Source organism: Lelliottia sp. RWM.1, from assembly GCF_016859735.1.
In the GTDB taxonomy this organism is placed as follows: Bacteria; Pseudomonadota; Gammaproteobacteria; order Enterobacterales; family Enterobacteriaceae; genus Enterobacter.
Genome location: NZ_WLVC01000001.1, coordinates 118,507 through 138,356 on the forward strand (window position 1 = coordinate 118,507; position 19,850 = coordinate 138,356).

Sequence of the window (19,850 nt, forward strand, 5' to 3'; positions counted from 1 at the left end):
AGGTTTCAATTCTTTAGTACTGATAAGTCGTGCAAGTTCTTCAACCTGTGAAGTACTCAGCCTGACAGTTACGACAGTAGTTTTCTTTTGTTTATTTTCTTTCATATTGGATTACTTTTTTGGGTAAATTCGGCATAAAAAAAGATCACATTGCTGTGATGCTTTTATTATACCCTTGGATTCATTTTAGCTTCATTTTTTCACCTTGAACATTATGACAATTGTCTCTTTGCTTTTTTATGAAAATGAAGGGTTGGTGTAAGGCATTGTAATTAAGTTGATTTCTTATGCCAAAGGGAGGGTAATGTACAAAAATATTTGTGCTATAGAGAGAAAAAATACTGAAATGATTTTTAGTTTCTATGTTGATTTGATTTTGTTTTGTGTATGTTTGCCATTGCATGATCATAGGTTGCCTGATCTGCGAATAGTACAGTCCCAAAAACAGGATGGTTTTCTATGTAAATTGCTCCAGCAGCAATTTCTTGTTCGATGATGCGACTTATTAGTTCAGCGATTGACATCATTAAGTTCCTTTTGGTGTTAATATTATGGATTAGGCATAAGAGAATCATTCGTGATAGTTACAGTTAGAAAAAACTTTCACCTTTCTTCCTACCTAATATTTATTGAAAATTACTTATATAAGGATGTTTAAATTGTACCACTCTTTTTAAAAAATTTTCACGAAAGTGCCATTTTTCTTGCTTTTTGCTCTGATACAAGATTACAAGCAAAACTATGCCAATGGTATAAGGATAAATTTTGAGCTTTGTTTGGCATAGACTGCTGAGAGGATTATCATTTGGAGCATTTCTACAAGGCCCCTAACCGCAGTCACAGTACTGCATCCCTTGCCCCCGCGTTGTTCCATTCTGCGTCATGCACAGTGCCCTTCATAATGCAGTACTGAACCCTATTTCATGGCCCTGTAAAGACTCCTGAAGTCTACTGTCCCGATTGAACACAGCAATGCCCTTCAGAAGAGATACGATGCCCTTCACGCTATCAGTACTGATCCAATACTGGACAACATTTTTCAGGGTGCTACATTACGTTTGTTGCACCAAAACGTAATCTCATGATAACCCAACACAATTCAGTACTACTGGCTGATGGCAGGGCCCCCACCCATTTGTGCTCTCCTTGACGTTTCCTACGCTTCGTACGACCTGTACCTCTCTACGCCAACGACCTTATTCCACAGTAATCAAAAGGTAATAAGCGTGATATGTAATATATCATTCATCCAGATGAAATATTTTTGTCATAAACCTGTAATAATAGACTGGCATTTTATTATTGGGCATTTTCTCCTTGTTATAAGTAAAAAATATATATCTGGATTACAATGTTAACTTCGTGTATTAAATAAAGAACTTATTCCGAAGGGATGTGACGATCATGGTTACTGCGGTATTAAACGTTAAAATTGATGAAGCGCTAAAAGAAAGACTTCGCCATTACGCAGAAGTGAATAATGAGAATTTAAGCGTAACCACCGAGAAATTGCTGCTGTTGGCATTTGAAACAGTAGAAGAGGCGGGAGTATCGGAAGAGGATATTGATAATCAGCATACGGAAGAAGAGAGCGTAACTCCTTTTACTCCTAAAGAAATCAAAGCTCTACGTAAACTTCTGAAGAAGAGAAAATGAAACAACAACTGTCGACCGCCAACGACTACAAAGAGGCCTGCGATCTGCTTCGTTCGGGCTATGTGAAACATGTACGTCTTGGCTGGAATGTAGGAAGTGATGAGTTCTTTCGTATTGCGTCTGACTGGTGTGATACCGGTGCAAAAATAAAGAAAGAAGGTGAAAATTTCGTTATTTCACTTAAGGGTTTTCCCATACCTCCTCAGCACTAAGCACTGACCTGTGAAAACTGCTGACTGCATGCATTACAGTCAGCAGTTTTTATTGTTTTTTTTCGCGAAATTATATGTGATTTTTATCACAATCATTATGCAAGTAATTAATATTGCAGCTTCTGATTTTTAATCTCCTGCCCATTACACCAGACTCTTTTTTACTGCCGGTGTGTTTTTATTTAGCGCGGCCCATAAGGGTTTGATTCTCATCAGTGCCCTTTCAAGCTCATCGGGCTCCAGTGAAAAGGGCATGCGTAAATAGCGGTCAAACGCCCCCGACAAACCAAAACGAGTGCCTGTGCCAAGATTGATCCCCAGCGTCTCAGCCCTGGCCGCAAGCTGTGTTGCCACCATTCCGGGCAATTCAACCCAGAACGACAGTCCACCTTCCGGCTCCCTGAACGCCCATTCCGGGAAATGTTCATGCAAAAGCTCACTGCAACGGTGACGGCGTTCACTCAGCATGTTCCGGCGCGCGGGCAGAAAATCGTGGCTATTCTCGATAAGCCAGCGTGTTGCCAGTTGTTCCAGAAGAGGAGAGCCAAGATCGAGGGTGTCGCGCGTTTGAGCCAGCGTGGCAATGGTTCTTGATGAAGCGCGGATCCAGCCAAGACGCAGCCCGCCCCAGAAGCTTTTCCCTGCGGAACCTAACGTGATGACGGTAGCTTCGGGATTGAACGATGCCAGTGGCGGTGGCGGTGGGGAATCAAACCAGAGATCGACCATGGTTTCATCCACCACCAGCGTGGTACGGGTTTGAGCGGCGATGTCGGCTATTGTTTTACGGGTCTCACTCTCCATACAACGTCCCGTGGGGTTATGGAAATCTGGCATCAGATAGGCCAGACGCGGTGCGGTTTGTGCGAGCGTTGCGGCAAAACCATCTGTGTCCCAGCCCGTCTCGGGAAGTGCGACCCCCACTGGGCGACATAGCGCCCCCTGAATGGCGGCAATCGCCAATGGATAGGTTGGATGATCGACGACGACGCGATCGCCGGGGCCGGTCATCATTCGCAAAACCAGTGCAAAACCACTCACTGCGCCATTCACTACCATGACTTCATCTGCCCTGGTGGGAAGCCCGCGTGCGGTATAACGTGCGGCAATCGCTTCACGCAGCGCGAGCAAACCCAGTTGGTCGTACCCGGTCAGGGAAAGATGCGGCGTGATTGCCGTCAGGGCATGAGTATACGCCTGGTGAATTTCAGGCCCGGCGTTGAGCGCGGCAGTAGAGAGATCCAGTGCCGCGCTGGCTGCTGAGAGTGTTGGGACGGCACGGGCATCGGGCAGTATCACGCGTGACCCGCTGCCGTGGCGGCTCTCCAGATACCCTTCTTCACGCAGGTGAGTCAGAGCCGTGCTGATGGTGGTCCGGCTCAGGTCCAGAGCTGAAGCCAGTTCCCGCTCTCCAGGCAAGCGCGTATCAAGTGCCAGTCTGCCGTCAAGAATTAACAGACGTACCGCATCTGCCAGTTGACGCCAGAGTGGCGTTCGGGATGGCGTTTGCTGCCAGTGACCTAATAAACGAACCAATGACTGACTACCAAAACGACGTGATGACATATGCAGTCCACTATTTAGAAACTGGACATTAATCATAAGACCATTTTCACCGAAGATGAAAGCCTGGATAACAGGAGAATAAAAAATGCTACGTCGCTTATTACAGCTTTACATCGGGTTGGTGCTCTATGGCCTTTCGACCGCCATGTTCGTTCGGGCGGATCTGGGGGCCGATCCGTGGAATGTGTTTCATCTGGGGGTAGCGAAACTGCTGGCCATGGATATTGGCACGGTCATGATTTTGACCGGGGCAGTGGTCCTTCTGTTCTGGATCCCGCTGCGTCAGCGTCCAGGGCTTGGGACGATCAGTAACGTGATTGTGCTGGGGTTGGCTGCGGATGCCTCGCTGGCGCTGATCCCTGAACTCACTTCCTTACCGGTACGTATTGCGCTGTTGATATCGGCTGTAATGGTGAATGCTATTGCGACGGGGATGTATATCGGGGCTGGGTTTGGCGCGGGCCCGCGAGATGGCCTGATGACGGGTATTCATGCGCGAATGGGGTGGTCGGTACGAAGTGTACGCACAGCAATTGAGGTCTCTGTGTTGCTGATCGGCTGTGTTCTGGGCGGAACATTCGGAGTAGGGACTGTGTTGTATGCGCTGACTATCGGGCCGCTAATTCAGCTCTGCTTACCGTGGTTTCGTCAAAAACCGCAGGTCATTGACGTTCCAGAGCCTGAGCGTGTTGTTTAATTCCGCGAAGCGCTCACATGTATTCGTATGCTGTCTGTGCCAGAATAAGGGAAATCCCCCTTTGCGATGCCCGAAAGCATGAAAGCTATCACTCTTTATGACGTAGCCCTCCTCGCGGGGGTCTCTTACCAGACCGTTTCGCGCGTGATTAACGATGCGGAGCATGTCTCTGCTCGTACACGGGAAAAGGTGCAGAAAGCGATGGCGGAACTGCACTATGTTCCTAACCGTGGTGCACAACAGCTGGCAGGAAAACGCACCCGAACGCTGGGGTTGATGGCAACCGATCTGGCCTTGCATGCCCCTTCGCAAATCGTCTCTGCGGTTAAATCCCGCGCGGTAGAAAAAGGGGCGAGCGTATTAATCTCCATGGTGGAGAATGCCTGGCAGTGTCAGGCTGCTTTGCAGGAGCTGCTTGCCCAGCGTGTTGAGGCGTTGCTGGTGAATGTTCCACTTGACGATGCGCATGCAGAGCAGTTGCAGGCGCTGGCATCACCTGTTCCGATCTTGTTCCTGGACGTTTCTCCTGGTGCACAGGTGCACAGTCTGGTTTTCAGCGCGGAACAAGGCGCAGCACTGGGGGCGGAGCATTTGCTCTCTCTGGGGCATCAGCGTATTGCGTTACTCTGTGGGCCTGAAAGTTCGGTGTCCGCCCGTGCGCGGTTGGCGGGGTGGCAGGAGACACTCGCCCAGGCTGGACTTGAGCCTGTCGCGGTAGTGAAAGGCGACTGGAGCGCCGCGTCCGGGTATGAAAAAGGTCATCAGATTTTATCGGGTGCAGTGCAGCCAGATGCCATTCTGGTCGCGAACGACCAAATGGCACTGGGTGTGATGCGGGCCTGCGCGGAAAAGGGGATTGCAATACCTGGGCAGATATCAATTGTCGGTTTTGATGACACGGCGGACAGCGCCTGGTTTACGCCCCCTCTCACAACGATTCGGCAGGCATTTCGTGAGGCTGGCGAGCAAAGTGTTGAGTGGCTGTTAGCCCCTGTAAGCGCCGGTGAACTCTGGCAGAAGCAGCTTCCCGTTACCCTGATTACACGACATTCCAGTGCACGCCATATTCCCCGTCAGGCTGACCGTGAGGATCTTGCCCGGCAGTTGAGAGCGCTGGCATTGCTGGCGGAACAGTTGGCGCAAGAATAATACTTTTGTGATCTGACTCGCTTCGCGGTAATCAGACGCTTTACCACAAGGTTTTGCCAGGGCATGTTGATTTAAATTGTGAGCGCTTCGCAAAGAGGTTGAAATGTCTGCCACTCCCCCGCTGATCCTCAGCACACTGTTAGCCCGTCGGGACTGGGAAAATCCCGGTGTGACACAATGGAATCGTCTGGCCGCCCATGCACCATTTCACAGCTGGCGCGATGAAGCGTCCGCAAGAGAGGATGTACCTTCGCAAAGCAGGCGGTCGCTTAACGGGGACTGGCTTTTCAGCTTCTTTTCTGCACCAGAGCACGTTCCGCAGGCATGGACTGAAGAGGATTGCTCCGACGCGATCCCTATGCCTGTCCCGTCGAACTGGCAGATGCAGGGTTTTGATACCCCAATCTATACCAACGTCACTTATCCAATTGCTGTGAACCCACCGTATGTTCCGGCAGAAAATCCAACGGGTTGTTACTCGCTCACATTTGAGATGGACGATTCGTGGCTGGAGAGTGGGCAAACCCGTATTGTGTTTGACGGGGTGAACTCTGCTTTTTATCTGTGGTGTAACGGTCAGTGGATGGGATATTCCCAGGACAGTCGCCTGCCTGCCGAGTTTGATCTTAGTGCGGTGCTACGGCCGGGCCAGAACCGCCTGGCCATCATGGTATTGCGCTGGTGTGACGGCAGCTATCTTGAAGATCAGGATATGTGGCGCATGAGCGGTATATTCCGTGATGTGACGCTGCTGCATAAACCTGAGACACAAATTACGGATTATCACGTTGTAACAGAACTGAATGCTGAGCTGGATCGTGCGACGCTGAAGGTTGATGTGGCGCTTGCGGGCTCTGATTATGCCGGATGCGAGGTGGCACTGACTTTGTGGCGTAACGGTGAGAAATGCGCCAGTGCCAGTGAGCGGCCGGGATCGGTCATTATCGATGAGCGTGGTCGCTGGGCCGAGCGCTTAACGGTATCAATGCCGGTTACTGCGCCCGAATTGTGGAGTGCCGAAACGCCCGCTTTGTACCGGCTGACAATCGCGCTAATCAACGAGCAGGGTTGCGTACTGGAATATGAAGCTTGCGATGTGGGATTCCGGCGTGTGGAGATCCGTAATGGCTTGCTGAAGCTCAATGGTAAGCCGTTACTGATCCGGGGAGTGAACCGTCATGAGCATCATCCTGAAAATGGACAGGTGATGGATGAAGTCACAATGCGCCGCGATATTGAACTGATGAAGCAGCATAACTTTAACGCTGTGCGTTGTTCGCATTATCCGAACCATCCTCTGTGGTACACCCTGTGCGATCGCTATGGGGTGTATGTCGTGGATGAGGCCAATATCGAGACTCACGGTATGGTTCCAATGAGCCGTCTGGCGGACGACCCTCGTTGGTTGCCTGCCATGAGTGAGCGCGTTACCCGTATGGTGCAACGCGACCGCAATCATCCCTCCATTATCATCTGGTCACTAGGGAATGAATCTGGCCACGGTGCGAACCACGATGCCCTTTATCGCTGGCTGAAAACGACCGACCCGACCCGGCCTGTACAGTATGAAGGTGGCGGGGCAAATACCGCAGCCACTGATATTGTTTGCCCGATGTACGCCCGTGTCGATCAGGACCAGCCGTTCCCGGCAGTACCAAAATGGTCAATTAAGAAATGGATTGGTTTGCCTGATGAGACGCGACCGCTGATTTTATGTGAATACGCTCATGCTATGGGCAACAGCTTTGGCGGGTTCGCGAAGTACTGGGATGCATTTCGTAGCCATCCCCGTTTGCAGGGTGGGTTTGTCTGGGACTGGGTGGATCAGGCGCTGACGAAGAAAGATGAAAATGGCAATACATTTTGGGCGTATGGCGGTGATTTTGGCGATAAACCGAACGACCGCCAGTTTTGCCTGAATGGGCTGGTTTTCCCCGATCGAACTCCGCATCCGGCTTTATTCGAGGCACAGCGCGCTCAGCAATTCTTTACCTTCGCGCTGGTGAGCACGTCGCCGCTGGTCATTGACGTTCAGAGTGATTTTCTGTTCCGTCATACTGACAATGAGCATCTCAACTGGTCGATTTCGCGGGACGGAACGTTACTGGCAAGCGGAAATGTCGCGCTCTCAATTGCGCCGCAAGACAGGCAACGTCTTGAGATTGCTGCGCCAGAGCTGACAGCAGAACCTGGAGAGATTTGGCTCAATGTGGAGATACTCCAGCCGCAGGCGACACCGTGGTCATCCGTAAACCATCGCTGCGCATGGGATCAATGGCCACTTCCAGCACCGTTATTTGTTGCTCCTGTGGTATCTGCTGGCATCGCGCCGGTGCTGGCCGGGCATGATCATACTCTGGAGATCAGCCATCAGAATCAGCGCTGGCAGTTCGATCGTGCGTCAGGAAACCTGGTGCAATGGTGGAAGGATGGCGCTGAAACGCTACTCTCGCCGCTGACGGATAACCTCACGCGTGCGCCACTGGATAATGATATCGGCGTAAGTGAGTCGACACGCATCGACCCGAATGCGTGGGTTGAACGCTGGAAAGCGGCTGGAATGTATGATGTGTCCTCACGGATGCTGTTGTGCGAAGGGGAGCAACATGCCAGTGAAGTGGTTGTGACGACACTGCATGCCTGGGAACACCAGGGTAGGGTGCTGTTTCTGAGCCGTAAAGCCTGGCGGGTTGACAGCAATGGCGTATTGCATGGAGAGGTACAGGTTGAGATTGCTTCAGATATCCCGGAGCCAGCGCGTATTGGCTTAAGCTGTCAGCTCGCGCAAGTGCCAGATGCTGTGCACTGGCTTGGTTTAGGGCCGCATGAAAACTATCCGGACAGAAAACTTGCAGCCCAGCAGGGGCGATGGACGTTACCGCTGGAGGCGATGCATACTCCGTACATCTTCCCAACGGAAAACGGCCTGCGCTGCGATACCCGGGAGCTTGCGTTTGGTGCTCATCAGTTGCAGGGGCATTTCCATTTCTCCCTGAGCCGCTATAGCCAACAGCAGTTGCGTGATACCACTCACCGCCATTTGCTGCGCGAAGAGCCGGGTTGTTGGCTCAATCTTGATGCGTTCCATATGGGCGTGGGCGGGGATGATTCCTGGAGCCCGAGTGTGTCGCCAGAATTTATCCTGCAGACCCGGCAGCTACGCTATGCATTCAGTTGGTCGCAGAATTAAATTCCTTTCCTGTAACAGAGGCGGCCACGCAGGTGGCCGCACTGATTAACGTGTAATTCCTGTCAAACCGTGCAAGCTCATATAAATTCCTACCAGCGTGATTAACGCAACGGAGATCCACGGTGCTTTTCGCGAAAACTCACTGAACCCTGGCCAGCGTTTCGTTGCATGTTTGAGGCTCAGTGCGGCAATCGCGCCGGAGGCAACCAACGTTAATGCCAGCCCGATACTGAAGCTGAACACCAGTGTTGCGCCGAGTGCGAAGTGTTTCAGTTGCAGGCAGATCAGCAATACCGTGATGGATGCCGGGCAGGGGATAAGTCCTCCGGTCAGGCCGAACATGGCGATCTGCCCGGTTGTTACGTTTTGTCCGCTGAATCGGTGGTTAATGTCCTGAGCATGCGCGCGCTGGTGGGCGTCCTGCCACTCTTCTTCGACGAGTGGGTGTGCATGATCGTGCTGGTGATCATGGTGGTGATCATGGTCATGTTCATGATGATCGTGTGGTTGGCTCTCTTTCCAGGTCCGCCATGCCATCCATAGGGCGATCACAATAATCAACACCCCGGATATAAGCTGGAACCAGGGTTCAGAGGTGTTTGCATCCCATCCCCGACCAAACCACAAACCCGCCATGGCAATGATCCACACCACTGCGGTGTGAGAAAAGGTGGCTGCCAGCCCGAGAAGGATCGCTTGCCTGAGCGTGCCGCGAATAGCCACGATAAACGCTGCCATCATGGTTTTTGAATGGCCAGGCTCAAGGCCATGTAGTGCGCCGAGCAGGATTGCGCTGGGCACAAACAGCCATGCGTTGCCTTGTTGCAGGAGAGAAGTGAAATCGGTCATTGGACGTTCCAGGGAAGGAAAAAGTGCATCGATACTACTCCCCCCCAGTAGTTTAATACTACCCCCCAGTAGTTTAATACTACCCCCCAGTAGAAAAATACTCAGGGGGAGTAGAGCATGGTATGCTTCAGAAGCAAAAATAAGAGGAATACTGAGATGTCACATACGGTTCGCCACAAGAAGATGTTATTGACTCGGCTGAAGAAAATTCAGGGGCAGAGCACTGCGCTTGAAAAAATGCTCAATAGCGATCATGAGTGTGCGGATGTACTGCAGCAACTGGCGGCGATCCGCGGTGCGGTTAACGGGATGATGATGCAGGTGATCGAAGGGCATTTAACCGATCATGTGGTAAAAGAACCCGAAGAAGATCAGCGCGAAGCCGATCTTGGCGTGGTATTGCAGGTGATCAAATCCTATCTCAAGTAAGGCGCAAACCTTACTCTGGATCGAGGTTGTGTTCGGCCCACAGAATGAATTCTACTTTTGGCAGCGCCTTGCTGAAAAACCAGCCTTGTCCGTACTGCACACCATGACGGCGCAGCCAGGTGAGCTGGCCTTCTGTTTCAATCCCCTCAGCAACCATCGCCAGATTCAGTGATTTCGCCATTTCGATAATATGCGGGGTCACATTCTTGTACTCCAGCGCATCTACAAAGGATTTATCAATCTTCAGCGTGTCGACATCTAAATCCTGAAGATAACTCAGGCTGGAATAACCCGTACCGAAATCGTCGATGTAAATGGCGTGGCCTGAACGACGAAACGCGGCAATCGCTGGCGCACTGACTTTGGGATCGGCAAAACCCCGTTCCGTTAATTCCAGCGCGATTTGCTGAGGAGAGATTTGCCAGCGATTCAGCAGTTGGCTCAGTAGTGGGGGAAGCTTGCCGGAAGTCAGATCGTCTGGCGAAAGGTTAATGGAAATATGGTGCTCAGGATGAAGATGCAACCAGTTACCCATATCCTCAAAGACTTTTTCAATCACCAACTGGGTGAGTTGTGACGTTAACCCCGACTGTTCTGCCAGTGGCACAAAAATATCGGGTGACAAGTTACTGCCATCTGGCTGTGGCCAACGCGCCAAAGCTTCTGCCCCTACCACTCTCCCACTGTTCAGGGCCAGGATTGGCTGATAATGCACGACGATATCACGGTTGTTAATCGCATCGAGCAGGCGGTTACGCGGAGACTGTATGTGGCGCAATATCCTCAATACAAAGATCGCAGCAAGCAGGCTGATCAGTGTGCCAAACGGAAGCCAGAAGAGAAGTTGCTGATGCCAGTCTTTATCCAGAGGTTGTAATGTTGCCCAGGCGACTACGGTAAAGCCCAGGTCGGGAACGGACCTTGTAATATACATTGAGCCGTTATATTGCAGACGCGAGACGTCCCTGTTTTTCAGGAGATTGAGGACATTCGGATCAAGCGCTGTACTGCTGGCGAAAACGAGATTATTGGTGTGACCAATCAGGGCTGCATCAACAGGCAGTGCGCCAAATGGTATCACGTCTACCAGAGACGCGGGATCAATCATGACCAGGTAATGCCCCCGGCCCAGTGCGGTCATATAGTGATTAAAGCCGATATCATTTTGCGGGGTAAGCCAGGCGCTGTAGCCATCTTTGGTGATGCGCATTGCTGGCGGAAAAGGGGGGGCATGGCTGGTTTGTTCCAGCGAAGAACAAACAGGTTTCAGGTTGTCGACATAGATAACTTCCTAGACATAACGCCATGAGAACGCTACCCGGCGCATTTCCCGCAAATGATCATGACTACAAGGAATGGCCTTGTAAGCCTGTAATTGCGCCAGTGCCTCTTTTGCCTGCTGAACAACTCTGTCGGTGCGGATCAACACACGAGATGAATAGTTATCTAGCGCATCAATAAATTTTTCTTCCGCCTGGCGATGCGCTAACCACACACTGAGACAAATCGGTATTAGTACTGCAAAGATCAATATTCCGGTAATCAGGCTGACTAAATGTCGGGTTCTCATGCCACTGTTTCCTTTCTCAAATGCCTGCTCCAGGGCACGGAGTCAACTCGCCGGAGTCAAAATATTTAATTGTGGAATGATACAGTTATAGCATGTGGCACGCGTTGATCTGATTCCGGTTACGGTGAATAAGAAAAAACGCCAGCACGCACTCCAGTTAGCGGGGGTTGTTTTTGCCGGATGACTCAGATATTATTTTGTTATGTTATAACAAAACACAAAGAGTCTGCGATGAAACCTGATATCCACCCAGCCTATCGCACGGTTGTCTTCCATGACACCAGTGCAAATGAATACTTTAAAGTCGGCTCAACCATTAAGACCGACCGGGAGATCGAACTCGATGGTGAGACGTATCCGTATATCACCATTGAAGTGTCGTCAAAATCACATCCGTACTATACCGGTAAGCAGAAAACCTTCTCGACAGAAGGCAGTGCTGCACGTTTCCGCCAGCGTTTTGGTGGCTTTATTAACGCGAAACGGAGCTAACCATGCAGGTTCTTAACTCACTGCGCAGTGCAAAACAGCGTCACCCGGATTGCCAGATAGTCAAACGCAAGGGACGCCTGTACGTCATTTGTAAATCTAACCCGCGTTTTAAAGCGGTGCAGGGACGCAAGAAAAGACGTTAATTAATTACTTCACGCCAACTTTCCAGGGATCTTATCTGCTTGCCGTCGGCGGTAAAATTGTCGGGGGCAAGCCAGTTCTGAAAGGCATATTCTAATGTTTGCCACTCGCTATCAATGATTGAAAACCAGTCGGTATCCCGGTTATGCCCTTTAATGACCAGTGCCTGACGAAAACGCCCTTCATACTGAAAGCCCAGACGCAGCGCTGCGCGACGCGAAGGCTCGTTCAGGCTATTGCATTTCCATTCATAGCGACGGTAACCCAATGTTTCGAACACATATCGCATCAGCAGATATTGTGCCTCTGTCGACATTGGCGTCCGGCTCAGTAACGTCGAAAAATGCACATGGCCAACCTCAACAACCCCGTTTTTAGGATCGATACGCATCAATGCGAGTGACCCCACCGGGGAGTCAGTCTGATTGTCGATCACGGCAAAATGAATGGGGTCGGATAAGTGGCAAACGCTTTCGACCCATTTCGTGAATTCACTGACTGTGGTATCGGGTTCACGTAACAACCATGTCCAGCTTCGCGTATCTTCTGCCTGTTGGTAGGCCGAAAACAGCGCTTCAGCATGTTCCACGCGCAATGGCTCAAGGCGACAATAATGACCATCGAGTTCCACACGAGAAGGGTGTGGTCGTGTCTGCCAGTCGTTAAGTGCTTTCCCTACGGGCTGACCAAACTGATTGAATGTGTTCATGTTAATTTCCGTGATGGTGTGAAGAATTTCAGAGTAGGGAAGAAGTGGTTCCTTAAAAAGAACCACTAAGGTATGTTTTTGTAGTACCACGGAGGAAAGCATGAACATACCCGGTGATGCGCTTTTTGCATTGATTGGCAGCGCGCTACAAAACCGCGGCGAAGAGACTCGCCAGCGTGCACTCTATCTTGCTCTGCGAGAAGCCATTCTGCATGGACGGTTGCAGGCAGACTGCCGATTACCGGGATCACGCGTACTTGCACAGCAGTTATCTCTCTCCCGCAACACCGTGAATGCAGCCCTGGAGCAACTCACGCTTGAGGGATATTTATTACGCAGTCGACAGGGCACACGGGTAGCGCAGTTGGCGCATCAAAACATCGCGCAGAATTTACTGGAGCCTGTGGTGACACTGGCAAAACGGGTGGCGACACTGCCAGCACCGACCCCACGTGGAACACCCGTTCCGGCCTTCACGCCAGGCACGCCTGCCATCAACTATTTCCCTTTGCCGCTCTGGCGGCGTTTGTACGATCGCGTTCTGCGGGAGGAGGGAAGCGCATTGTTAGGCTATGGTGACCCCGCAGGGGAATACACATTACGTGAAGCTATTGCTCGTCATCTGGCGCTATCACGCGGCATCGACTGTGATGCCAGCCAGATCGTGATTACGGAAGGTGCGCTGGAGGGGGTGAAACTGTGTACTCAACTGCTGAGTGAGCCAGGGGATGTTGCCTGGATTGAAGACCCAGGTTATGCCGGCGCTAAAAGTGCTTTTTCGCAATCCGGCCTGACGATGCTGGGAATGCCTGTTGATGATGAGGGAATGTGCTGGGACGAGAAAAATGTGGCATCTCCGGCACTTATTTTTACTTCTCCATCCCACCAGTTTCCGTATGGAAGCGTACTCAGCGCTCGCCGGAGGCTGGGATTACTGGAGGTAGCCCAGCAGAATAAAGCCTGGATAATTGAAGATGACTACGACAGTGAATTTCGTTACAGCGGTGAGCCGGTTCCCGCCATGCTGGGGATGATAAAGAATGCGCCGGTGGTTTATCTGGGGACATTCAGCAAAACGTTGTTTCCGTCACTGCGCATCGGTTTCATGGTATTCCCGCCCGCGCTGGCGAAGGCCGTACAGCCGGCCATTGGCTCACTGCTTCGCGGAGGGCACAGGGCTGAACAGCGGACGCTGGCGCTGTTTATTGAAGAGGGGCACTATGCGCGGCATCTTGCTGCTATGCGTCGGTTGTATCGTAAACGCTATCGGCAACTGCGTGAGATTCTCAGCTATGAGCTCAGGATTGCTCATCGTGTTTTGGCGGGAGAAGGCGGGATGCATTTGACAGTTGCCATCGAAGGAATTGATGACAAAGCCGTTGTGCAACATGCAAAGGCATTTCAACTCGCACCCGCTGCACTGAGCAGGTACTACTTTGATGAGAAGCAACGGCAAACCGGCCTGGTATTGGGGTACGGTAATACCTCTGCCTCTCAGTTCGCCCCAGGGATAAGGCGATTGCAAGCCATTATTACGCAGCTACTGGGCGGGAAAGCGTAAAGACATCGTAAAACGATAACTCCCCTTTGGTTGACACCATTTTCTGCAATTTCTCTTTTTGCCCGTCGTCAACCGAGGGTGAATGCATAATGCTGTCGATAAGGTCAGATGGCACATAACGGGTGTTATACCATTCGCCGTTATAGCAAACGCGAAAATCAAGTACGTCGATATCTTCGTAACGGTAGCGCGGATGCACGTCGAAAAAGAAAAAGGCATTAAAGACGACAAACAGCACAACAAGTAGCCAGACGGAGTCGACCAGCGTTTCGGATTGCAGCATCACGACCAGTGTTGCAAGCCAGGCGGCGTACATCGCAACAAACAGCCCAGGATGTTTGCGGATAAAGCTAATGCTAAAGCGCGGGCGATTGTCGCGCTTTTCGCGGGTGTTAAGATCATCGATGGTTGCGGTGAGCAGGCGCTGTATCTCTGTCATTTTATGCCTTCATGAATTTTGCAAAATACAGGGGGGATCTGCCTATTTTAAGAAACTGGGTCGGGTGAAAAAAGTAACAGTTACGCGTGGAAAGATCATAACAGTTACTGATCTCATCTTTTACAGTGTTTTGATGATCTTAGCCGGATTGCCGCCCACCACCACATCCGATGGCACATCTTTGGTGACAACCGCGCCAGAAGCGACAACAACGTTATCTCCGATGGTAACGCCAGGGTTGATCACTGCGCGTCCGCCAATCCAGACATTATTCCCGATGGTGACCGGTTTGCCAAACTCAACGCCGCTATTACGTTCAGCTGCATCCAGGGGATGTGTGGCGGTATAGATATGAACGCCTGGTGCGAGCATACAGTTATCACCAATATGAATAGGACACACATCAAGCATTACGCAGTCAAAGTTAGCGTAGAATTCTTTTCCGAGAAAGATGTTATAGCCGTAATCGCAACGAAAGCTCGGTTCTATATAAGCACCTTCGCTTTGTCCCAGAAGTTCAGCCAGTAATAGCTGGCGTTCTTTTTTACCGTCCGGAGCGGTATGGTTATAGCGGTGAATCAAATGGCGGGCGCGTAAACGCTCTGCCCGTAACGTCTCATCACCGGGGCGGTAATGTTCACCTGCAATCATCTTTTGCTTTTCTTCACTCATGGCAACCTCACTGGTTCGGTTTATGACCTCAGAGTAAAGTGCTCCTGTCAAAAAGGGAACGTTCCCAAATTGCTGATGTGATTACTGTCACAACATTGTTGCTTAAGGGTTCATTTAACTCGGGGACCTGTCTGTCACACAGGGAGTGTAATGCGAAAGGTGAATTCAGCTTAGAAACTGCAGCACAGCCATTACAATCAATCCTCACGGATTAACGAACAAATTTCCACACAGAAGAAGGGATTTTGTCATAAAGCTTATTCATTGTTAACTCGGCAAGACGGTGGTCAGCTGCTGAATAAAATACCGCCAGTTCGTTATCGGACAGCTCGTATTTATTTTTTTCAATAACACGTTCGAGCGTGTCAATTGACTGACAACGTCTTAAGCGCATCAAATAATCGATCTTGGTTAATGGTTTATCAGACATAAATTCACCTTAGTCATTGTAATAATTTTAACAGGAGAGGCTAACAGGGTTAGCTCTACTCACGTTGACGAAACAGCGGAATAGCCGGTTTCCCGATTTACGCCATTTTTGCAAATCCTGCGCGTTAATGCCGTAGCTGCTGAACAACATAAAAGTGTCATCCAGGTATTCGTCAATTTGCTCAATCAGTTTATTATCTTCATTGTACTTAATTTTATAATTAAGTGCGAAGGTTGCTATATGCTCTATCAGCTCATTCAGCTGTAAATTGATGGCAGACGTCGGGTCATTAACCCAGCCATGGTTGCTTTCATCAAGATTGGCAAGGCAGTCATGGTACAAGGTTTCGCAGAGAAATTTCAACTGCGCGATATCATGCCTTTTTGGCGAGTACTCGTCCATAGCGCATCCCCTTTTGAGTGATTTCTTACTCACCGAGCATCAATGTCGGGATGGATACAACATACTTAGCCGCAACGGGTGCTGTTTTCCTGATATCTCTAACTATAAGCCACTCTGATCAAGATTTCACCGCGCTATTACGAAAAATTACAATTAAAAAGCCACGTTGCGAATTGTTACGCAATTATCTGTCAAAAGTATGGCGATGTTATCTTAATCCACCCTTATTTTTTACCGTGTCCTTACGATTCATTGAGTTAGCCATAACCTTCAAATGAAGTGTAGATTCAGGTCTTCAGGTCTCATATCAAAATAACTAGGAATATTCCTAATAACTTATGGGGGGAAATGAAATTAAAAAAACCATAAGTTCGTCGATTGAGTTAACGGATAAATATGGTATGTCTTATTACAATGGCAGAAAATAAATAAACCGACAATAAGCGTATTTTATGATTTTTACAGTGGAATGAAAAAGGCCGCTAATGCGGCCTTTTTATAGGGTGAAACCGGTATCAGTGGTGTTCTACTGAGTGATTATGCTCAACATCTTCACTTTTCCGGCTGAAGCGGCGGCGGACCACCACGAAGAACACCGGAACAAAGAAGATAGCGAGTACAGTCGCGGTAACCATCCCACCCATTACGCCTGTACCAACGGCATTCTGTGCACCGGAGCCTGCGCCAGAGCTGATTACCAGCGGCAGAACCCCAAGGATGAACGCCAGCGACGTCATCAGGATAGGGCGCAGACGCATACGAACAGCTTCCAGCGTCGCTTCAATCAGGCCCTTGCCTTCTTTGTCCATCAGATCTTTGGCGAATTCAACGATAAGTATCGCGTTCTTCGCCGACAAGCCAATGGTTGTCAGCAGGCCCACCTGGAAGTAGACGTCGTTCGTCAGACCACGGAACGTTGCTGCAAGCAGCGCACCGATAACCCCTAACGGAACAACCAGCATAACCGAGAACGGAATTGACCAGCTCTCATACAATGCTGCCAGACACAGGAAGACCACAATCAGCGAGATCGCATACAGGGCTGGGGCCTGGTTACCAGATAAACGTTCCTGGTAAGACATTCCCGTCCAGTCATAGCCGATCCCGGCAGGCAGTTTGCTTGCCAGCTCTTCCATCAGGTTCATGGCTTCACCGGTACTTCTGCCTGGTGCTGCCTGACCGAGGATTTCCATCGATGGCAGGCCGTTATAGCGTTCCAGACGAGGTGAACCGTATTCCCAATGAGAAGTCGAGAAGGCGGCGAACGGAACCATCTGACCATTACTGCCACGCACGTACCAGTTATTGATGTCGTTCGGCAACATACGGTATTGGGCTTCGGACATCACGTATACTTTCTTCACGCGACCGCGGTCGATGAAGTCGTTGACGTAACTACCGCCCCAGGCAGCGCCCAGCGTGGTATTGATATCACTAATGGAAACGCCCAATGCCTGCGCTTTTTCCTGATCGATATCGATCTTGTATTGCGGGGTATCTTCCAGACCGTTTGGACGAACACTGACCAGCAGGTCAGGGTGTTTTGCCACTTCGCCAAATAGTTGGTTACGCGCTTGCGTCAGTTTTTCGTGACCCAGACCCGCCTGGTCGATCAGTTGGAAGTCAAAACCGGTTGCTGTACCCAGTTCAACAATCGCTGGCAGGTTAAAGGCGAACACCATCGCATCTTTAATCTGCGAGAAGGTTCCCATTGCACGACCAGTGATCGCTTCGACTTTGTTCTCTGAGCCTGGGCGTTCGCTCCAGTCTTTCAGGGAGACGAAGGCAATACCGGTGTTCTGACCACGACCTGCAAAACCAAAGCCGTTAACCGCAAACACGGATTCAACGTTAGCTTTTTCTTTCGTCAGGTAGTAATTGGTCACTTCATCCAGCACTTTCTGGGTACGTTCTTGCGATGCACCCGCCGGAAGCTGCGCCATGGTCAGGAATACGCCCTGGTCTTCATCTGGCAGGAATGAACTTGGCAGACGAACGAACAGATAAGCCATGCCGACCACGATGATGATGTAGAGCAGCAGATAACGACCGGTGCTGCGCAGGATATTGCCTACGCTGTCGGTGTAATGGTGCGTGCTCTTATCAAACATGCGGTTAAACCAGCCGAAGAAGCCTTTCTTACCTTCACCATGATCGCCTTTCGCGATCGGTTTCAGCATGGTGGCACACAGCGCTGGGGTCAGAATTAACGCAACCAGTACGGACAGTGCCATTGCCGACACGATGGTAATGGAGAACTGACGGTAAATCGCACCGGTTGACCCCCCAAAGAAGGCCATCGGGATGAATACCGCAGACAGCACCATCGCAATACCCACCAATGCGCCCTGGATCTGGCCCATTGATTTACGCGTGGCTTCTTTCGGCGGTAGCCCTTCTTCTGACATGACACGCTCGACGTTTTCCACCACCACGATGGCGTCATCGACGAGCAAGCCTATCGCCAGGACCATCCCGAACATCGTCAGGGTGTTTATCGAGAAGCCAAAGGCCGCCAGAATGGCAAATGTCCCCAGCAAGACAACCGGAACCGCGATGGTTGGAATCAACGTCGCGCGGAAGTTTTGCAGGAACAGATACATGACCAGGAAGACCAGGATGATCGCTTCTGCCAGCGTTTTCACCACTTCGTGAATAGAGATTTTCACGAACGGTGTGGTGTCGTATGGATAAACGATTTTCAGGCCGGACGGGAAGAAAGGTTCCATTTTCTTCAATTCAGCACGAATAGCGGTCGCCGTATCCAGGGCGTTTGCACCCGTCGCCAGTTTAATACCCAGACCGGATGCTGGTTTACCGTTAAACTTCGCAATGATGTCGTAGTTTTCGCCACCCAGTTCCACTTTCGCGACGTCACGCAGGCGAACCTGTGAACCATCCTGATTCACTTTCAGCAGAATTTTACTGAATTCATCCGCTGAGGTCAGACGCGTTTGCGCGATAATCGAGGCGTTAAGTTGCTGGCCTTTCACCGGCGGCGTACCGCCTAACTGACCGGCTGCAACCTGGGCGTTCTGCGCTTTAATTGCGCTGATCACGTCAACAGGCGTTAACTGGAAGTTATTAAGCTTATTCGGGTCCATCCAGATACGCATAGCGTACTGAGAACCAAACAGCTGAACGTCACCTACACCAGAAGTACGACTAATGGCGTCCTTCATGTTTGCGCCGACGTAGTCAGAAATATCTTCCTGCGTCATTGTGCCGTTGGTGTTGATAACGCCGACAACCATCAGGAAGCTACTGGACGATTTCTCGACGCTCACACCCTGCTGTTGTACTTCCTGCGGCAGCAATGGCATAGCCAGCTGCAGTTTGTTCTGCACCTGTACCTGCGCGATATCCGCATCTGTACCTGACTGGAAGGTCAGGGTGATTTGGACTGTACCGGTTGAGTCACTGTTTGAGGACATGTACATCAGGTTATCGATACCGTTCATGTTCTGTTCGATAACCTGAGTAACGGTATCCTGCACCGTTTTAGCATCCGCCCCAGGGTAGGTTGCGGTGATCGAAACAGCCGGAGGCGCAATCGTCGGATATTGCGCTACGGGCAGTTTCAGGATCGCCAGACCCCCTGCGAGCATGATGATAATGGCAATCACCCACGCAAATATGGGGCGATCGATAAAGAAATTAGGCATGTCTTAACGGCTCCTGTTTAA

General features: G+C 50.6%; 18 protein-coding genes and 1 pseudogene. 9 read left to right on the forward strand and 10 right to left on the reverse strand.

Annotated elements, in window-relative coordinates:
* Positions 1–353: 353 nt before the first annotated feature.
* Entirely contained in the window at positions 354–527 is a 174-nt protein-coding gene (locus GF617_RS00565; RefSeq protein ID WP_177943479.1) for a hypothetical protein, read from the reverse strand.
* An 877-nt stretch (positions 528–1,404) separates the two neighbouring features.
* Between GF617_RS00565 and GF617_RS00570 the strand changes: the two genes are divergently transcribed.
* Together GF617_RS00570 and GF617_RS00575 are read left to right on the forward strand one after the other, a co-directional pair.
* Positions 1,405–1,656, forward strand: coding sequence for a hypothetical protein (locus tag GF617_RS00570; RefSeq protein ID WP_181622478.1), 252 nt, complete (start codon positions 1,405–1,407; stop codon positions 1,654–1,656).
* Complete coding sequence (locus GF617_RS00575) at positions 1,653–1,868, forward strand: hypothetical protein (protein WP_014069144.1); 216 nt, start codon at positions 1,653–1,655, stop codon at positions 1,866–1,868. The genes GF617_RS00570 and GF617_RS00575 overlap by 4 nt, the downstream gene beginning before the upstream one ends.
* Before the next feature lie 144 nt (positions 1,869–2,012).
* Here the strand turns inward: GF617_RS00575 and GF617_RS00580 are convergent, their stop codons facing one another.
* Positions 2,013–3,434: a PLP-dependent aminotransferase family protein gene (locus tag GF617_RS00580; RefSeq protein WP_203450835.1), complete on the reverse strand. Its 1,422-nt coding sequence runs from the start codon at positions 3,432–3,434 to the stop codon at positions 2,013–2,015.
* An 85-nt stretch (positions 3,435–3,519) separates the two neighbouring features.
* Here GF617_RS00580 and GF617_RS00585 point away from each other — a divergent pair, with 85 nt between their 5' ends.
* The 3 genes from GF617_RS00585 (at position 3,520) to GF617_RS00595 (ending at position 8,470) form a co-directional block, all read left to right on the forward strand.
* Positions 3,520–4,131, forward strand: a complete 612-nt coding sequence (locus GF617_RS00585) for a YitT family protein (RefSeq protein ID WP_203450836.1) — start codon at positions 3,520–3,522, stop codon at positions 4,129–4,131.
* A 78-nt stretch (positions 4,132–4,209) separates the two neighbouring features.
* Positions 4,210–5,280, forward strand: a complete 1,071-nt coding sequence (locus GF617_RS00590) for a LacI family DNA-binding transcriptional regulator (RefSeq protein WP_203450837.1) — start codon at positions 4,210–4,212, stop codon at positions 5,278–5,280.
* A 103-nt stretch (positions 5,281–5,383) separates the two neighbouring features.
* A complete protein-coding gene (locus GF617_RS00595) occupies positions 5,384–8,470 on the forward strand; it encodes a beta-galactosidase (protein ID WP_203450838.1) in 3,087 nt (1,028 codons plus the stop codon).
* 45 nt (positions 8,471–8,515) lie between these two features.
* Here GF617_RS00595 and GF617_RS00600 read toward each other — a convergent pair whose 3' ends face one another.
* A complete protein-coding gene (locus GF617_RS00600) occupies positions 8,516–9,319 on the reverse strand; it encodes a nickel/cobalt efflux protein RcnA (protein WP_203450839.1) in 804 nt (267 codons plus the stop codon).
* Between the two features lie 156 nt (positions 9,320–9,475).
* On the opposite strand from GF617_RS00600, the gene GF617_RS00605 reads away from it, so the two are divergent.
* A complete protein-coding gene (locus tag GF617_RS00605) occupies positions 9,476–9,748 on the forward strand; it encodes a metal/formaldehyde-sensitive transcriptional repressor (protein ID WP_181622484.1) in 273 nt (90 codons plus the stop codon).
* A 10-nt stretch (positions 9,749–9,758) separates the two neighbouring features.
* On the opposite strand, the pseudogene GF617_RS00610 reads toward GF617_RS00605, so the two are convergent.
* Positions 9,759–11,318, reverse strand: a pseudogene (locus GF617_RS00610) (EAL domain-containing protein).
* Positions 11,319–11,549: 231 nt separating this feature from the next.
* Between GF617_RS00610 and GF617_RS00615 the strand changes: the two are divergent.
* Positions 11,550–11,810, forward strand: coding sequence for a type B 50S ribosomal protein L31 (locus tag GF617_RS00615; RefSeq protein WP_181622486.1), 261 nt, complete (start codon positions 11,550–11,552; stop codon positions 11,808–11,810).
* Positions 11,811–11,812: 2 nt separating this feature from the next.
* A complete protein-coding gene (gene ykgO, locus GF617_RS00620; protein WP_003859006.1) occupies positions 11,813–11,953 on the forward strand; it encodes a type B 50S ribosomal protein L36 in 141 nt (46 codons plus the stop codon).
* On the opposite strand, the gene GF617_RS00625 is transcribed toward ykgO, so the two are convergent.
* The gene (locus GF617_RS00625) at positions 11,950–12,660 is read right to left on the reverse strand and encodes a GNAT family N-acetyltransferase (RefSeq protein WP_203450840.1); all 711 of its coding nucleotides are present in this window, start codon (positions 12,658–12,660) and stop codon (positions 11,950–11,952) included. The two genes, ykgO and GF617_RS00625, sit on opposite strands and share 4 nt — an antisense overlap.
* A 100-nt stretch (positions 12,661–12,760) precedes the next feature.
* Between GF617_RS00625 and GF617_RS00630 the strand changes: the two genes are divergently transcribed.
* Positions 12,761–14,221 carry a PLP-dependent aminotransferase family protein gene (locus GF617_RS00630; RefSeq protein WP_203450841.1) on the forward strand — a complete coding sequence of 487 codons (1,461 nt, stop codon included), beginning with the start codon at positions 12,761–12,763 and terminating at the stop codon, positions 14,219–14,221.
* Here the strand turns inward: GF617_RS00630 and GF617_RS00635 are convergent.
* From GF617_RS00635 to acrB, 5 genes are all read right to left on the reverse strand, one after another.
* Positions 14,193–14,660, reverse strand: a complete 468-nt coding sequence (locus tag GF617_RS00635; protein WP_203450842.1) for a YlaC family protein — start codon at positions 14,658–14,660, stop codon at positions 14,193–14,195. The genes GF617_RS00630 and GF617_RS00635 overlap by 29 nt on opposite strands.
* A 120-nt stretch (positions 14,661–14,780) precedes the next feature.
* Complete coding sequence (gene maa, locus GF617_RS00640; RefSeq protein WP_203450843.1) at positions 14,781–15,332, reverse strand: maltose O-acetyltransferase; 552 nt, start codon at positions 15,330–15,332, stop codon at positions 14,781–14,783.
* Positions 15,333–15,543: 211 nt separating this feature from the next.
* Positions 15,544–15,762: an HHA domain-containing protein gene (locus GF617_RS00645; RefSeq protein WP_181622491.1), complete on the reverse strand. Its 219-nt coding sequence runs from the start codon at positions 15,760–15,762 to the stop codon at positions 15,544–15,546.
* A gap of 27 nt (positions 15,763–15,789) precedes the next feature.
* Entirely contained in the window at positions 15,790–16,164 is a 375-nt protein-coding gene (gene tomB / locus GF617_RS00650; protein WP_181622492.1) for an Hha toxicity modulator TomB, read from the reverse strand.
* 515 nt (positions 16,165–16,679) lie between these two features.
* The gene (gene acrB, locus GF617_RS00655) at positions 16,680–19,829 is read right to left on the reverse strand and encodes a multidrug efflux RND transporter permease subunit AcrB (RefSeq protein WP_203450844.1); all 3,150 of its coding nucleotides are present in this window, start codon (positions 19,827–19,829) and stop codon (positions 16,680–16,682) included.
* Positions 19,830–19,850 lie beyond the last annotated feature (21 nt).